14 protein-coding genes are annotated in these 16,257 nt (G+C 61.9%); 2 read left to right on the forward strand and 12 right to left on the reverse strand.

Features of this window, described 5'->3' with window-relative positions; genetic code table 11:
• Positions 1 to 232: 232 nt before the first annotated feature.
• The 3 genes from B5D49_RS09165 to B5D49_RS09175 all read right to left on the reverse strand — a co-directional run bounded on the left by B5D49_RS09165 (position 233) and on the right by B5D49_RS09175 (position 2,884).
• On the reverse strand, positions 233 to 1,480 hold the full coding sequence (locus B5D49_RS09165; protein WP_159447187.1) for a PAS domain-containing protein: 1,248 nt from the start codon (positions 1,478 to 1,480) through the stop codon (positions 233 to 235).
• Between the two features lie 79 nt (positions 1,481 to 1,559).
• On the reverse strand, positions 1,560 to 2,018 hold the full coding sequence (gene rnhA, locus B5D49_RS09170; RefSeq protein WP_078717399.1) for a ribonuclease HI: 459 nt from the start codon (positions 2,016 to 2,018) through the stop codon (positions 1,560 to 1,562).
• Entirely contained in the window at positions 2,015 to 2,884 is an 870-nt protein-coding gene (locus B5D49_RS09175) for a hypothetical protein (protein WP_078717400.1), read from the reverse strand. Before B5D49_RS09175 ends, rnhA begins: the two co-directional genes overlap by 4 nt.
• A gap of 307 nt (positions 2,885 to 3,191) precedes the next feature.
• Here B5D49_RS09175 and B5D49_RS09180 point away from each other — a divergent pair, with 307 nt between their 5' ends.
• Positions 3,192 to 5,150: a methyl-accepting chemotaxis protein gene (locus B5D49_RS09180; protein ID WP_159447188.1), complete on the forward strand. Its 1,959-nt coding sequence runs from the start codon at positions 3,192 to 3,194 to the stop codon at positions 5,148 to 5,150.
• Positions 5,151 to 5,296: 146 nt separating this feature from the next.
• Here the strand turns inward: B5D49_RS09180 and B5D49_RS09185 are convergent, their stop codons facing one another.
• The gene (locus B5D49_RS09185) at positions 5,297 to 6,571 is read right to left on the reverse strand and encodes an ABC transporter permease (protein WP_234990672.1); all 1,275 of its coding nucleotides are present in this window, start codon (positions 6,569 to 6,571) and stop codon (positions 5,297 to 5,299) included.
• Between the two features lie 99 nt (positions 6,572 to 6,670).
• On the opposite strand from B5D49_RS09185, the gene B5D49_RS09190 reads away from it, so the two are divergent.
• The gene (locus B5D49_RS09190; RefSeq protein ID WP_078717402.1) at positions 6,671 to 7,837 is read left to right on the forward strand and encodes a sensor histidine kinase; all 1,167 of its coding nucleotides are present in this window, start codon (positions 6,671 to 6,673) and stop codon (positions 7,835 to 7,837) included.
• 114 nt (positions 7,838 to 7,951) lie between these two features.
• Here the strand turns inward: B5D49_RS09190 and rsgA are convergent, their stop codons facing one another.
• The 8 genes from rsgA to B5D49_RS09230 form a co-directional block, all read right to left on the reverse strand.
• Positions 7,952 to 9,082: a ribosome small subunit-dependent GTPase A gene (gene rsgA, locus B5D49_RS09195; RefSeq protein WP_078717403.1), complete on the reverse strand. Its 1,131-nt coding sequence runs from the start codon at positions 9,080 to 9,082 to the stop codon at positions 7,952 to 7,954.
• 388 nt (positions 9,083 to 9,470) lie between these two features.
• On the reverse strand, positions 9,471 to 9,806 hold the full coding sequence (locus B5D49_RS09200; protein ID WP_078717404.1) for a TraR/DksA family transcriptional regulator: 336 nt from the start codon (positions 9,804 to 9,806) through the stop codon (positions 9,471 to 9,473).
• The gene (locus B5D49_RS09205; RefSeq protein ID WP_078717405.1) at positions 9,803 to 10,924 is read right to left on the reverse strand and encodes an NADH:flavin oxidoreductase; all 1,122 of its coding nucleotides are present in this window, start codon (positions 10,922 to 10,924) and stop codon (positions 9,803 to 9,805) included. The genes B5D49_RS09200 and B5D49_RS09205 overlap by 4 nt, the downstream gene beginning before the upstream one ends.
• Before the next feature lie 90 nt (positions 10,925 to 11,014).
• Positions 11,015 to 12,004: a UDP-glucose 4-epimerase GalE gene (gene galE, locus B5D49_RS09210; protein ID WP_078717406.1), complete on the reverse strand. Its 990-nt coding sequence runs from the start codon at positions 12,002 to 12,004 to the stop codon at positions 11,015 to 11,017.
• 60 nt (positions 12,005 to 12,064) lie between these two features.
• Positions 12,065 to 13,279, reverse strand: coding sequence for a radical SAM family heme chaperone HemW (gene hemW, locus B5D49_RS09215; RefSeq protein ID WP_078717407.1), 1,215 nt, complete (start codon positions 13,277 to 13,279; stop codon positions 12,065 to 12,067).
• Between the two features lie 15 nt (positions 13,280 to 13,294).
• Entirely contained in the window at positions 13,295 to 13,951 is a 657-nt protein-coding gene (locus tag B5D49_RS09220; protein ID WP_078717408.1) for a flavodoxin family protein, read from the reverse strand.
• Positions 13,923 to 14,534: an epoxyqueuosine reductase QueH gene (locus tag B5D49_RS09225; protein WP_078717409.1), complete on the reverse strand. Its 612-nt coding sequence runs from the start codon at positions 14,532 to 14,534 to the stop codon at positions 13,923 to 13,925. The genes B5D49_RS09220 and B5D49_RS09225 overlap by 29 nt, the downstream gene beginning before the upstream one ends.
• Before the next feature lie 79 nt (positions 14,535 to 14,613).
• Complete coding sequence (locus tag B5D49_RS09230; protein WP_078717410.1) at positions 14,614 to 16,080, reverse strand: Rne/Rng family ribonuclease; 1,467 nt, start codon at positions 16,078 to 16,080, stop codon at positions 14,614 to 14,616.
• Between the last annotated feature and the right edge of the window lie 177 nt (positions 16,081 to 16,257).

Raw genomic sequence — 16,257 nt, forward strand, 5'->3', positions numbered from 1 at the left:
GGGGCGCACCGTTGCCGCGAGTTTCGGGAGGGCGCAGCCATCCCGGAAATCGCGGCAACAGAACGACACGCCGCCGCGCTGCTCCGCCTTGCCACTCCCCGGACTCCATCCCACCGCACGCCCCCGGCCGCGCGCAGCGCGAGACCGGTAAATGGGGGTCCAGGGGGCCGCGGGCCTCCTGGCCGCCGGAGGCATGCCTTTCAGCCCCACAGACAGCCCGAACGGCCGCGCCTTACTCCAATCCCGGCAATCCCTGTAGAAACGATGCCAGGGCCACTCGACGCCCTTTGAGACCCAACTTCCGCCGAATATTTTTGCGGTGCGTTTGAATCGTCTCAAACGAAGCGTTGAGCAGTTCGGCAATTTCCTTGCCCCCGCGCCCTGTTCGGATGAGTCGGCAGACCTCCAGTTCACGGGGCGTCAGGCGCAGCAGCAACGGGGACAATTCTTCGCCATCGCCGCAATAGAGTCCGTCCAGCCGTTCCCGCACCATTTCCAGATATCCGACACGCCGCTGGGCGTCCGGCTCCCGGGCCATACGCCGGATAGCGGGCAACAGATCGCGCCGCAGGTCATCGACGAGTTCCTTACGGGCTTCATTGCGGGCTTCATCCGCGGAGCGCACCACATTTTGCAGGGCCAGATTCATGCCTTCCACTTCCCGGCTTTTGCGCTCCAGGCCGCGTTCCAGGCGTGTTCGGTTGGTCAGGTCGCGCAGGCTGAGGTGGTAGAGGCAATGCTGATCCAGATCAATACGCCGCAACACGGCCCGCACGGGCAGGTCCAGGCCTTGGCCGCCCAGGGCGGTGAGCCGTGTGTTCCAGGTCTCTCCGTCGTCCAGGGTGGCAAGGGCCGCACTGAAGGGGTTGCGTTGTTCGGGGGCGAGCAATTCCACCATGTCCCGTCCGGTTAAGCCCTGTTGTTCCGGATCGAACAGACGTGATGCCCGGGGGTTGACCGTGCGGATAAGCCGCTCTTCGTCCAGCAGGAACATGGCGTCCAGCGCGGTATCAAAGAGTGTGTTGAACAATCGCACGGAGTAGTCCAACAAGGCCACGCTTTCGCCCACGCGCTCCTGAACGCGTTCATGCAGCTCCACGATGGGCCGGTTGTCCGTGGCCATGACCACGAACCCTTTGGCACCGCACGCCTCGGGCAGGCGCACAATGCGAAGAGACCAGGAGGTATCGCCCTTGGGGGCGCGAATTTCGTGTACGCGATCCGGGGGCCAGCGTTTGAGCACGCTTTGCAGCCCGGGCGATTGATCGGCATGGTTGTTTGGAGTCAGCCCCAGGACTTCCCAAAAGGGCCGCCCACGGTGCACCCTGTTGCCATAGAATCGTTGCGCCTTGGAATTTGCGTGGATTACGCGTCCTTGTGCATCGGTGAAGAGCATATGGTCGCGCAGGGCGTCCACCACGTCCGAGGGGGCGTGAATGGGTGTTGAATCCATATTCCGGCCGGTTGATTCATCGGTCATGATCGTATCCGAAAAACAAATCGGGGAGTGTTTGCTCCCCGATTGTGCCATGATCTACGACCGGTGCCAAGAGCGGGCTTCAGGATGGGGTATCCTTGGGCAGACCGGGCTTGCCGGCTTCGGTCCGGGCGAGCACGTCGCAGCGCTCATTTTCCGGATCCCCGGCATGGCCGCGCACCCATCGAAAATCCACCTGGTGCTGCTGGGTCAGGGGGAGCAGTTTTTGCCAAAGATCCTGATTTTTGACTGGTTTTTTTGCCGCGGTTTTCCAGCCGTTTTTCTGCCAGCCGTCCAGCCAGCCCTTGGTCAGCGCGTTGCGCACGTATTGGGAGTCCGTATGCAGGGTCACGCTGCAAGGGCGCGTCAGGGCGGAAAGCGCCTCAATCACGGCGCGCAGCTCCATGCGATTGTTGGTGGTCCCGGCGTATCCGCCTGCCAGCTCCTTGCGGGTTTCGCCGCAGAGCAGTACCGCGGCCCAGCCTCCAGGACCGGGATTTCCCAGGCAGGAGCCGTCCGTATAAATTGTCACTTCGCTCACTTGAACTCCTCTCCGGCCAATTGTTGCCAGGTGTGTATCAGGGCGGTTTTCAATCCACGGGACCAGTCCCCGTCCCCGAATGTTTCGGGAAAGTGCTCCCGCGTCAGGGTGCGGTCGAATCCCTTGCCCAGGGCGCGGCGCATAATGGGCGGGAAGCTGACCACAGCCTGATTGCGGGTCGGGGAGATTCCCAGAAACATGGTCTGGTTGTCCAGGTCCGGAACGATGATATTTCCCCGGAAAATGCGAATTACGGCCTTTTGTGCAAAATCGCGTTCCAGCGCCGAGGCAAAACGCTGCACAAAGGCACGGTCCTCCTGAGACAGGGTGCCGGTTTCATCAAGCAGCACGGCGTCTTCGTGCATCGCCTGCTCCAGGCTGGCGTTTCTGTCCCGCTGCTGGTTCCAGATGAGCACGAGCGCGGACTTCAGCCCGAGCTGCCAATCAGCGTCCCAATGCCGCGCAAAATGTTTTTGTTCCAGGTAGTCTTGCAATTCCGCAGCTTTTTCTCCGGGCCAGTCCGCGGGAGGCACAAACACCACGGCGCGATCGCTCGGGACCACGCCCAGGAAAAGCCGTCCGTTTTCCGGCTTGGGTCGGTCCGGCGTAGTACGACGGATGCGCAGCTTGACGCGCACGCCGAACTGTTCCCCCATGGTACGGATGAAGTCCTTGGCATAAGCCCGCATGGGCGCCTGAACCAATCCGGTCTCGTCCCAATACGGATTGTCCGCATACACGCGTTCAAGCATGTTCTGATTATTTTTCCAAAAAGCCCAGCCCACCACCAGAACCACCAGCAGCAAGGCGAGCATGCGGATGATTCTTTCCAAGGGTGATTTACCGTGAACCGTAAGCAGACGCATGGGAACAATACCTCGTCGAATTGGTGGGAGGAACGAAAAAATCGGATCGGCAGCAATGCCCGGGTGGCGTTCCGATTTGATCCTGGCCCGGAAGCCGTTGCGGGAAAAACGCAAAATAGGCGCATGCCCCATCCACGATAATGCCTCCTGCACCCCGTGGCGAAGGGGAAATATAACAAAAAAGGCGCATGCGGTGAATAGCGCGTTTCCTGCCCGGGAAGCCCGCTTTTTTTTTGGCGCAAATGTGCTATTGTCCCTACCGTATACTCTTGTCGGCCATGGCCAAGCCGCATCCAAGGGGGACGCAATGCGCATCAAAGCCTACCGGGACTGGAGCATTTTCACTAAAATCATGAGCCTGTTCAGCGGGTTCTCAATATTGATTCTGGCCGGGATGCTGCTGTACTACCTCCCGCTATTCGAGCGCACGCTCATGAGCGAAAAACAACACGCCGTGCAAAGCCACGTGGACGTGGCCTGGTCCGTGCTCAACCACTACGGCCGCTTGGAGGCCGAAGGACAACTGACCGGCGAACAGGCCCGACAGCGCGCCCTAGAGGACGTGCGGGACATGCGCTACCAGGGGGACCAGTATTTCTGGATCAATGACCTGGAACCGCGCATGGTCATGCACCCTTTCAAGCCGGAACTGGAAGGCCAGGATATCTCCTCCTCCAAAGACCCGAACGGCAAGCGCCTGTTCGTGGAAATGGCCGACGTGGCCCGGGCCAAGGGGCAGGGATTCGTCACCTATGAATGGCCCAAGCCCGGAAGTGAACGCCCTCAACCCAAGGTATCCTTTGTGCGTCTCTACAAGCCCTGGGGCTGGATCGTGGGCAGCGGCATCTACGTGGACGACGTAAACGCCCAGACCTCCGCGCTTCGCTGGGCCATTCTCCTCCCCTTTGTGCTGGGGGTCATTGCATTTCTCGTGCTGGTCCATCTGGTGGTGCGGGCCATCGTGATCCGGCTGCGACGGGCCGTAACCATGGCCGACGCGGTCCGCGACGGGGATCTCACCCAGCGCGTGGACTTTCCGCAACGCAATGAGTTGGGGCAACTGGCAGACGCGCTCAACGACATGACGAACAACCTTGAAGACAAGGCGCGCCTTGCGGGACGAATCGCGGCAGGCGATCTCACGGCCTCGGTGCAGGTGGCTTCGGACAAGGATACGCTCGGCATGGCCCTGCAACGCATGACCAACGAGCTAAACACCCTCATCGGGCAGGTGCGCCAAGCCACCGAACAAATGGACGAGGGCGCGGGGCAGGTTTCGGAATCCAGCCAGTCCCTTTCCGAAGGTGCTACGGAGCAGGCCGCTTCCATCCAGGAAATCAGCAGCTCCATGGCGGAAATCGGCTCCACGGTCGGCTCCAGCGCACAAAAGGCCACCAAAGCCAACACCCTGGCAGATGATGCGCGCCTTGCCGCAGAAAAAGGCGGCGAACAGATGGACCAGATGGTGGAGGCCATGCAGCGCATCAATGAATCCAGCCAGGCCATTGGCAAAATCATTAAGGTCATTGATGAAATCGCCTTCCAGACCAACCTGCTGGCACTAAACGCCGCCGTGGAAGCGGCTCGGGCAGGCAAACACGGCAAGGGATTCGCGGTGGTGGCCGAGGAGGTGCGCAACCTGGCGTCGCGCAGTGCCACAGCAGCGCAGGAGACTGCCGAACTCATCGAAGGGTCGGTACAGCGTGCCTCGGATGGTGACGCCATGGTTCGCCAAACATCGGAATCATTGCATATGATCGTGGAAAAGGCTGCGGACGTGGCGGAACTGGTGGCGGAAATCGCCCGGGATTCCGATGGTCAGGCCCAGGGCGTCCAACAGGTTTCCGAAGGGCTTTCGCAGATCGACGACGTAACCCAGCGCAACACGGCCAACGCTGAAGAGACCGCATCCTCGGCCCAGCAGCTTTCAGCCCAAACCTCGCAACTGCGGCAATTGCTGGCCCGTTTCCAGGTTCGCGACCGCAATGCTGCCGCCGGATCAGACCGCCCGAGCGCATCCCCGGCCCGCACCTATGCGGTTCGCCGTACACCAGCGGCTCCGCTTCCTGGCAGTCAGGATTCACAATCGACCGAAAAGAAGAACGAATCAAACGCCCCCACACCGCCGAAGCAGACTTCCGAACCAGAGGTGGGTACCGCCCCGGCCAAGGGCAAAGCAACCAGGAATGCGGCCCGCGGTGCGTGGGACGCCGCCTCCCCGGAGGAGATCATCTCCCTGGATGACGACGAATTCGGCAGGTATTAAACCGGCGGCGCATCGGTGCGCCATTGAACGAACAATTCCCAGGACCAAGGCGGCAGCGAGCGGCACGTTGCGGCGGCGGATCACCCCGCGGGGCAGGCGTCTGGAGACGACTGCCCCGCAATCGTGTGCGGCCATTCCCGGTCACGCTACTCCTCATTGCCGCGAAGCGCCTGGATGGGATCCAGTCCAGCGGCCTGACGCGCTGGCTTGAGGCCAAAGATCACGCCGATGGCCAGGGCGCTGAGCAGGGAAAGAAAAAAGACCTTCCAGGAAAATTGAATGGTCAAGATACCCAGCCCGGTCAGCAACTGCCCCAGGCCTAGTCCCAAAAACAGCCCCAGCACCCCGCCGGTGAGGGTCAGGACCACGGACTCCACAAGAAACTGAACCAACACGGCCGAGGAGCGCGCGCCCATAGCCTTTTTCAACCCGATTTCCTCGCTCCGCTCGCTCACGGACAAGGTGAAGAGATTCACGAGTACGAACCCGCCCACCAACACGGCAATACCCGCTGTTATGCCCAGAAAGGCAAGCAATCCGCCCTTGAACATGGCCACGAACTTGAGCACTTCGTCCGCCGTGAGAATTGTGAAATCGTCGTCTTCCCCGGGCCGGAGGTTGTGGGCGTCCCGCAACAGGGAGCGCAGGTTCTCGGTGTGCGCCTTCATGTATTCCGGCTGCAGGAATTTGACGCGCAAGGCCCGAAAATATTTTCGATCCAGATTAAAACGCACGGTCAGGGTGGAGAGCGGCATGATCAGACGGTTGTCCAGGTCGCGGCCGCCACCCGAGGCCATGCCCCGATGCGACAGCAGCCCCACCACCTGCACCGGGATGTTATTCACGAAAATGACCTTGCCCACCGGGGATTCCTCCCCGAACAGCTCCCTGGCAGGCTGGGAACCGAGCAGGCAGACCTTGGCGGCGCGGCGCACGTCCTCGTCCGTGAGATCGCGGCCTTCGGCCAGGGGCCAATTCCAGGAGTCCGCATAATTGGCCGTAGCTCCCACGCCCTGCACCCCGCTGAAATTGCGGTTGCGATGCTTGACCGTGAGATCGCTCTTGCCGCGCATGGGGACCACCAGATACGCGCCCGGCAGGGATTGACGGATGCGCCGCGCATCCTCCCAGGAAAGGGTCAGCCGCCGCATGCCCACGGCCCGCTTCTTGATGTTGCCGCCCAGCACAAACGCCGCGTCCGGCCCAAACATTTCCACCATTTCATGAGCCATGCGATTGGCGCCGTCCACGGACGTGACAATGAGCGTCAGGGAGGAAATACCGAAGGCCACGCCCAGAATCACGAACAGGGAACGCAATTTTGCGGCCCAGACCGCCTCCAGGGCCATGTTGACCACCCGGTTGAACAGACGCAGGGAATGCATGCAAGCAGGATATGCCAAAGCCGGTTCCGAGTCCATGCACGGCTTGCCATTCCTTTGCGAACATGCAAAATTAAAGGATGATGGTTCAATATGTATTGAACGGTATCCGTGTGATTCACTCTTAGGAGGTACGGTGTGGCAACAAACGAACTGAACACGGATTTCGCGCCTGCTGAACGCGAATCGCAACGTATCGTTGAAAAGCAAGCCGAGATGATCGCCCGGGAAACCCCGGAACGGTTCATCAACGGTCTGCCACTGCCCATCGTAGTGGTCAACGACAAACGCCAGATCGTGTATTGCAACGATAAATTCGAAGCCTTTAGCTGCGAACATGAGCAGGTGCTGCCCCTTGGACGCCGCCCGGGTGAAGCGCTGGGGTGCGCCTATGCGAATATCAATCCCGGCGGTTGCGGCACCACAAGGTTCTGCCGCTTTTGCGGGGCCGCCCGCGCCATTTTGCGCAGCCTGGAAGGAGAACATTCCGTACAGATCTGCCGACTGATGCGCCGGGACGAACACCAATCCTGCCTGGACTTCCAGGTCTTTGCCCAACCCCTGGAAGTCAACGGCTCTTCCTTTGTCATCTTCAGCATCATGGACATCAGCCATGAACTGCGACTGGAATCCATCCGGCGCAAGGTGCTTGGCGACGTGCGCCGACGGGCCGAGGCCATCAACCGCATGTATGTGCGCATCAGCCGGGACATGGGCAACGAAATTCGTGGCGGGGTATTCGCCCTGGGCTATGCCTCGCGGCAACTGCTGGAGGAAATCGACAGCCAGTCCCGCTTGTTTGAGGCCGAGGAGGGCATTCTCGGGGTGGTGGAAGAACACGTGGACGCCCGGGAAGCCTTTGCCGAAGCCGTCCAGGGATTGCGCTTCGCAGGAGTGGAAATAGAACTGGAACAGACCGCCCCGCCCGAGCAGCCGGATCCAGGTCGAATCTATCTCCACCCGGATTGCGCCGATGCGCAGACGGTTTCGGACCGCCAACTCCTGGTCTACGCGCTACGGCAACTGGTGGAAAATGCCCTGGAAGCCGTGCAAGGCCAGGGTGCGGTGCAGTTGCGTTGCACCAGGAATGACCAAACCGTGGGGCTGCGCGTCCACAATCCGGGCGCTCTGCCGGAAAACGTACGCCGCCAGATTTTTCAGCGCGGCTTTTCCACCAAAGGGGACGGACGCGGATTCGGCCTGTATTTTGCGCGGCTGCTGGTGCGCCGCTACCTGAACGGAGAATTGGAGCTGCTGGAGCACGAACCCGACACCGTGTTTGAGGTGCGCCTGCCCCGGGCCTGACCGCAATAAACAGCACGACACGGCAAATCCCCTTCCCCAAAAAGCGAAACGGGGTACCGGCGGCCACACCGATACCCCTCGCATTGGTTGAAAAACGCCGCGCCTGCGCGTGGCCTACTTCCGTTTCCCTTGCTTTTTCATGCGTCGTTGCAGGCGGCTCACCTCCCGCCAGCGCTCCTTTTCCACGCGGTCCGATCCGCGCTGTATGCGGGCTTCGGCATGCTGCATTTCGCGCTGCAACTTATGATAGCTCTCCAGACGTTGCGCCGAGAGTTCCTTGGCTGCAACCGCGTCAAGGACAGCGCATCCCGGTTCGGCCGTATGCGAACAATCCGCAAAACGGCACTGCGCGGCCAGGGCGTCGATGTCAGGAAACGCGCCCACGGCTCCCTCGCCTTCCCGGTTCAGCGCTATCTCGCGAATGCCGGGATTATCCACCAGCAGCCCGCCTCCGGGAAGCCGGATCAACTCTCGGGACGTGGTGGTATGCCGTCCTTTTCCCACGCTCCGGCTCACATCCCGGGTGGCCTGAACATCACTGCCGTAGAGCGCGTTGACCAGCGTGGACTTTCCCGCGCCCGAAGAGCCGACCAGGGCCGCGGTACGGCCCGGTTCGAGCAAGGCGGCCAGCTCGTCCAATCCCCGTCCCTGTGGTACGGAGCAAAGCAACACGGGTACGCCGGGGACCACGAGCTGCGCGTCCCACCGAAACGACTCCAGATCCTCGTGAAGATCCGCCTTGGTCAACGCCACCATGGGCGTGAGACCGCAATTGTATACCAGCGTAAGGTACCGCTCAAGCCGCCGGGGATTGAAATCCCGATCCAGGCCGCAGACAATGCAAACCATGTCCAGGTTCGCGGCGATGGGCTGCTCGCGTACGGCGCTTCGCGTTTCAGCTCCGCGAAATCCGGCCTCGCCCCGGGCCAGCATGTTGCGCCGGGGTACGACCGCCCGGACCGTGTTCTCGCAGGTCACCACCCAGTCGCCGGTCACGGGATAGTCCCGGGTGCGGCGGGATCGAAGCCGTCCGGCCGGGGTGCAGAACCATTCCTCCCGGCCGTTCGCCACCAGAAAGATGTCCTGCCCCACACTCACCACCCTGGCCATGCGCCAGGGTTCGTTCCGGGGCAGGTGTTCCTCCATGGTAGCGAGTTCACGGTCAAAATGTCCGCACCAGCCCAGGCGGACCAAGTCTTCCCGAAGGGATGTGTCAATGAGGGGATATGCGTTGTCATCGTGCATTCTTCTTCACCTTGTCTTTGGCCGACCATTGCATCGGCCGTGCAGCATGGCCGCGCACCGCGTTGAGCGGCTGCGACCGGGACAATTCGTCATGAGGTGAAGGGATCGCCAAAGCAATGGACGCAACAAAAGAACGGTTTCGGATGAAACGCGTTCACCAGGCCGGATGCCCGGACAATGTCCACAGGCGCGAAAACCAGCCGCTTCTGGCCGGTTTCACAGCACGGGGACAGTGGTTCCTCAGCAGCTAGGCCCGCACGCGCCGGACTTCGGCGACCCGGGACACAAGCTCCTCGTTCCTACGGAACATCAAATCTCCTTGGTTGCGCTTTTCCGATGCCCCAAAAGCGCTCAGCCGTCAATCCTCGGCCAACACGAATCAATCCCATCACTCCGGCGCGCAATGAACGCAATATTCGGTTTCCGGCACCAGAAGCAGCCGCTTCACGGGGATGGGGTTCCCGCATTCCACGCACTCGCCGAATCCTGGATAATCCGCGTTGCGCAAGGCCCTGTCCAACAGAAGCAGCCGCCGCCGCGCCTTGCTCAGGGACTGGCCGCTCACGCCCTGGTTCACCAGGGTATCCATGCGCGAGAGTCTGCCCACGGCACTGTCCACGGCCACGGGATCGGCCGTTGTCTCCAAACGGGCGATCTCCGCGCGGCAGCGTTCCATTTCCTCGGCCAAACACCGCTTCATGCGGTCGCGATCCGCGTCGTTCATGCTTCATCCTTGGATTGGCGTTCCAGGGTCAGACAGGAAAGATCCCCCTGCATGGCCGCCCGGAAACAAAGATTATCGGAAACACAGGACGACGGCTCCCGGCGGCCCTGCTCCCAGCGGCGCACCAAGTCCGGCTCCCGAATCAAAGGACGACACATGGAAACCACGTCGCACACGCCCTCATCCAACAACCGCTCCGCCGTATCCAGGCTGCGGATGCCGCCCACCAGCATCAGGGGCATGGCCCGTTCCGCCTTGAACTGCCTGGCCGCATCCTCGTACCAGGCCTCGCCCCCGGGGATTTCCGGACGACCGGTTCGCACCGGAATGTTCCGGCCGGAAAACTGGGTTCCCCCGGAAAGCTCCACTCCGTCCACGCCCATATTTTCCAGACGCCGACAAAGCAGCAGGCTCTCTTCCCGAGTCAATTCACGGTCCAGGTAGTCCCGGCTGTTGAGCTTGACCAGCACCGGAAAGTCCGGCCCAAGATCCGCACGCACAGCCTGCAGGGTTTCCAAAAGGAACCGGGCGCGATTTTCCAGTGGGCCGCCGTACTCGTCCGTACGCTGGTTGTAATGAGGCGAAAGAAATTGGCTCAGACAATATCCGTGGGCCGCGTGAATCTGCACGGCATCGAATCCCGCGCTCCTGGCGCGCTGGGCCGCATCGGCAAAGGCATCCACGATCCGGCCGATCTCGGCGCAGGTCATGGCCTCGCAGGATTGTCCCCGGCCAAGATCCAGGGCGGACGGTCCCTTGGGCTGGTTCCCCGACCCCGAGGACAGAGCGTGCGCGCCCGCATGGGCCAACTGCAAGGCGCAGGCGCCTCCGTGCGCATGCACGGTCTCGGCCAGCGACGCCAAGCCGGGCAAACACTCGTCCCGGTCCGCGGCCAGCTGGCCGGACCCGGCGCGGCCGTCGGCCTGCACAAACGCGTGTCCCGTGACCACAAACCCCACCCGGCCCTCGGCCAGTCGGCCCATGCACCGGGCCAGCTTTTCCGTGGCCAGGCCGTCCGCATCGGCCATGCCTTCCCAGGTGGCGGAACGCATGAACCTGTTGCGCAGCCGCATACCATTGATTTCCAGGGGGTCGAAAGGTGAGATGCCCGTGGTCATGAATCCTCCTTGTGACGGTGAGGGCGGGTGCGGGTCGACAATGAGAGCCGAGCCGTGAGCAAAATGTCCTATGATACGGATAAAATGGAATTATGATCGGACCGGAGCGCGGCAATCCTTGCGGTGCCAATCCCAGGCGGAGCGAATAATGCTTTCCAGGTCGCCGTGGGCGGGCCGCCAGCCCAGCTCCGTGCGGGCACGCTTTGACGAGGCCACCAGCACGGGAGAATCTCCGGGGCGTCGGGCGGCTTCCTGCACCGGAATATCCCGGCCTGTGACCTCGCGGGCCGCGTCCACGACCTCGCGCACGGAATGGCCGTTGCCATTGCCCAGGTTGAAGGCGCGGGTCTCGCCCCGGTCCAGCCAGTCCAGGGCCAGCACATGGGCCTGGGCCAGGTCGTGCACGTGGATGTAATCGCGCACACAGGTACCGTCCGGCGTGGGATAGTCCGTGCCAAAGATGGAAATATGGGACCGCAGGCCCAGGGCCGTGTGCAGGACCAGGGGGATGAGGTGCGTTTCCGGTTCGTGCCGCTCGCCCAGTTCCCCGTCCGGATCGGCTCCGGCCGCGTTGAAATAGCGCAATCGGCAGGAGGCCAGGCCGTGGGCGCGGTGATAATCCGCAAGCATCTGCTCCACCATGGCCTTGGACCGCGCATAGGGCGACAGGGGCCGCATGGGGTGGGCTTCGTCCAGCAGTTCCTGCTCCGGCTCCCCGTAGACCGAGGCCGAGGAGGAAAACACCAGCCCGGGTACCTCGTGTCGCACCATGGCGTCCAGCAGGTTCAGGGTGGCGGCCACGTTGTTGTGGTAATATTTATTCGGGTCCGCCACGGACTCGCCCACCGCAATGAACGAGGCAAAGTGCAGCACCGCGTGGATACGCGGTCCGGCAAAGGCCCGCTCCAGGGCCGAAGGATCCCGGAGATCGCCCTTCACGAAACGGCCCCAGCGCAAAAAATCCGCGTGGCCCGTGACCAACGAATCCAGCACCACGGTCTCCACGCCCCGGGCGTTGAGCATCTTATTGACATGGGAGCCGATATACCCGGCTCCGCCTGTGATGAGTACGGCGCACATAAATGCAGAATACCCCCGGCAGGATGGAACGGCAAGCAATTCTCAAAACCGCGTCGGAGATCAAGCCTCCGTGAGCCGCGAAATAATCACATTGGAAACGGCCATGCCCTCCTTGGTGAGCCGCAAACGGCCGCGATTGATGCGCACGAGCCGGTTTTGCACCAGCGCCTGGATCAGGCGCTCATGCCGCTTCATCAGATCAAACCCGGCCAGCTTGCGATGCCGGGCCAGCTCCAGCCCCTGGGATGTGCGCAGGGAAAGCATGACCAACTCCACCAAACGGTCCTGGTCGGACAACTCCTCAAAATCCATGCCCGCAAAATCCCCGCGCACGGCCGCGTCATAGGCGTCCAGGTAGGCAGGGTTGGTGAACCGGCGGCGGCCCAGGGTGCTGACCGCGGATGGTCCCAGCCCGAGGTAGTCGCGGCCTTCCCAATAGCCGCTGTTATGAACCGCCCGGTAGCCCATGCGCGCGAAATTGGAAATTTCATATTGCAGATACCCCAGGGACTCCAGCAGTTCCGCTCCATACACGAACATTTTGGACTGCTCCTGCTCCCCGGCCAGTTGCAAGTCCACCTCCGCGGACATGCGATGCAATTCCGTGCCTTCCTCAATGCTCAGGCCGTAGCAGGATAGATGTTCGGCCCCGAGTTTGGCCGCGGTTTTCAGTTGATCCAGCCAGTGCTTGAGCTTTTGTCGGGGCAATCCCCAGATGAAATCCAGGCTGATGTTGCCGAATCCGGCCTGACGCGCCATTCCATAGGCTTCCACGGCCATGCGCGCGGTATGCGGGCGGCCCAGGCGCACCAGATCCTCATCCGCGAGGCTTTGCACCCCCAGGGAGAGCCGGTTCACGCCCAGGGAAAGCAGCCCCCGAAACCAGCTTACATCCTGCGTGGACTCGGGATTGGCCTCCAGGGTGATTTCCGCTTCCGGTTCCAGCCAAAAATTATCCCGTAGCAGCCCGAGCACGTCGTCCAGGTCGGCCAGGGGCATGAGGCTGGGGGTTCCCCCGCCGAAATAGACCGTATCCAGCCGGACCCGGCCCAATCGCTCGGCCCAGAGAGGGATCTCGCGTTGCAGGGTTTGCAGGTACCAGGCATATGCTGCGGAGTCGAAGGCTTGGGAATGGAAGGAACAATACCGGCATTTGGACCGGCAAAACGGCACATGCACGTACAGCAGGAGCTTTTTGTCCGCGCATTCGCGTTGCACGGGAGCCGACGTTTGCGGCCGTTGGGGAGCGGGAGATTCGCCAAAGATTCGCGCCACGGCCTTTCCCCGTTGCTATTGCCCGTCCACAAGCGAGGCGACGCGCTGTCCGAGGATTTGGCCCAGGGCGTGGGCGCGCTCCAGGCTTTCCCGGTCGTCGCGCACACCGGCCTTGTCGAAGATGCGCAGTACGGCCAACTGGTCCAGCACCTCGTAGCCCAGGGCTTGCAAGGGGCGGGTCATGGCCTCCAGGGTCACGCCCATGTCGTCGGAGGATTCCTGCTCGCACACGGCCATGACCACGGCCACGCGTCCCTGTCCGGCCAGTCGGCTGCCCCAGGTCCGGGGCCGCGCCTGCATGTCGAAATCATAAAAGCAGTACAGCCGGTCGATGAACGCCTTCATCCAGGCCGTGACATTATAATTGTGGGTGGGACAGGCCAGGATCAACCCGTGAGCCGCCTGGACCCGGGGATAGAGCAGCTGCATGCCGTCCTGCAGGCGCGTACAGGCCTTGGCCGTGCGGCATTGCTCACAGCCCACGCAAGGATCGAAGCGATAGTCCGGCAGATGCGCGGCAAAGCCGGCAGCCCCGCCCTGCGCGGCGCCGTCCAGGGCGGCCCGCAGCAGCAAATCGGAATTGCCGCCCTTGCGCGGACTGCCCGAGCAGCCCAACACCGGCGTCAATCCGGAAACACACGAATCAGCCTCGGTACGGTCGGATGGGGTCATGACCCAGCTCCTTATGAAAGCGTTCCACCTCGCTGTAGAGACAACCGCAATATTGCTGACGGTAAATGCCCATGCGCTGGGATTCCTCAATGCCCCGTTGCCAACCCACGCGAAAATCCCGGTACAAAAACGGAACGCCCCGGGCGGCCAGATCACGGCCCAGCCCCCGGATGTCGTCGTGCCGCTGCTGTCTGGAATACAGCAATGTGGACGTGAAGGCCGCGAACCCGCCCCGCTTGGCGATCTGGGCGGCCCGCTCCAGGCGCATGCGGTAGCACAGCAGGCAACGGTTGGCCTCGCGGAACGTAATGTCCCGCATGTATCCCACGGGGTCGTATTCCTCGTCGCGCACAATGAGTTTGAATCCCATGCGTTCGGCCACTTCCAGCGCGCCGTCCCTGCGGCGCAGGTATTCGGAAAGGGGGTGGATGTTGGGATTGAGAAACAGGCCCGTGACCTCAAACCCCTCGTCGTGAAGCATCTCCACCGTAGCGATGGAGCAGGGACCGCAACAGACGTGAACCAGCACACGGTCACCCGGTGCGGGCCGTTCGATCTGTTTTACTGTGGCGGGATGCGGCATGGGCGGTCCTTTCTGCCATGCGCCCGCGCCGCCCGGAACCGGTCGGTTCCGAGGGACGCGCTTTGGCATGGCGGCATGGTCAGTCGCTGATGGGCCGATCCATGAGCAAATCTATGCGGGTTTCAAAGAGGCGTTCCAGCTCCAGCAGCTGTTCCCGCTTATGATTGAGCATGTAGAGCGCCAGTTCCTCGCCCAGACGCATGACCAGGGGCGAAGGATGGCCCGGCTTGCGCAACTGGCGGTACATGTCTTTGATGACCTGGAGGCACTGCCATTCCATGTTGCGACGCAGGCCCGTGCCGCCGCAGCAGGGACACGGCTCCGTGGTCACGGCCAGGGCCGAGGAACCCATGCGCTGACGCACCAGCTCCATCAACCCGAACTCGGAGATGCGGCCCACCACGGTGCGCGCCCGGTCGGACTTGAGTGCCTGGCGCATGGTCTTTTCCACCTCGCGGCAGTCCTTGGGATTCTTCATCTCGATGAAGTCGATGACCACCTGGCCGCCGATGTCGCGCAGCCGGAGCTGCTTGGCGATTTCCTCGGCCGCCTCCATGTTCGTCTTGAGCACCATTTTTTGAAAATTGCGCTCCCCGGAAATCTTGCCGGAGTTGATGTCCACGGCGGTGAGCGCCTCGGCCGCGTCGAACACGAGCTGGCCGCCGGAGGGCAAGGTCACTTCCCGGGAATAAATTTCCTCGATCTGGCGGTGCAGGTTGAACCGCTCCCAAAGGCTTTTTTCCGGATCACTGTGCAGGCGCAGGTTCAATGCGGTGCGGGGGAAGGCCAGACGCATGAATTCCTTGATGCTGCCTTCCACCTGCTTGTCGTCCACCCATACCTCGCTCATATCCGTGGAAAGGTAATCGCGCACGGCCCGGGTGGCCAATTCCATTTCCTGATAGATCAGGGCCGGGGTCTTGGCGGCCATGCCCCGCTTTTTGATGTCGTTCCACAATCGGCTGAGGTACTTGTAGTCCCTGGTGAGATCCTGCTTGTTGCGGCCCACGCCCGCGGTGCGCACGATCAGGCCCACGCCTTCTTCGGTCTTGACCTGCTCAATGATTTTTTTCAGGCGGGCGCGTTCCTTTTCATCCTCGATCTTGCGGGAGATGCCCACCTGCCCGCGGCCGATGGTGTAGACAAAAAACCGGCCCGGCAGGGAGAGATAGGACGAGAGAAACGCCCCTTTCTTGCCCGTGGGTTCCTTGACCACCTGGACCAGCATTTCCTGGCCCGGACGCAGCACATGCTGGATCGGGGGATATTTCTGCCCCTTTTGCAACTTGTAGCCGCCCTGGTAGTATTCGGGATGCACCTCGTCGATCTGGAGAAATCCGTTGCGCTCGGCCCCGTAATTGATGAACGCGGCCTGCAGGCCCACGTCGATGTTGTGGATATAGCCTTTATAAATATTGCCCTTGGTCTTGGCCATGTGCGCCATTTCCACATAGTACTCCATGACCTTGCCTTCTTCGGCGATGACCACTTCCACCTGCTCGCCGGGCAGCGAACTGATGAACATCTTCTGTCGTTTTTTCGTCATTGAATCCTCGTACTGAAATATACAATAAAATTTTTTCCGCCCCGCGGCACGCCAGCGGGAGGGAGATGACGGCTGGCCGGTCTGTTGACCGGTTCACCGTCCAGGAAACATGCATGCTCCGTCCGGGGAACCTCTCCCCGGCGAAACCTTTCATGCGGCGCGAACAGCCAGCCCGGT

The organism is Paucidesulfovibrio gracilis DSM 16080 (assembly GCF_900167125.1).
In the GTDB taxonomy this organism is placed as follows: Bacteria; Desulfobacterota; Desulfovibrionia; order Desulfovibrionales; family Desulfovibrionaceae; genus Paucidesulfovibrio; species Paucidesulfovibrio gracilis.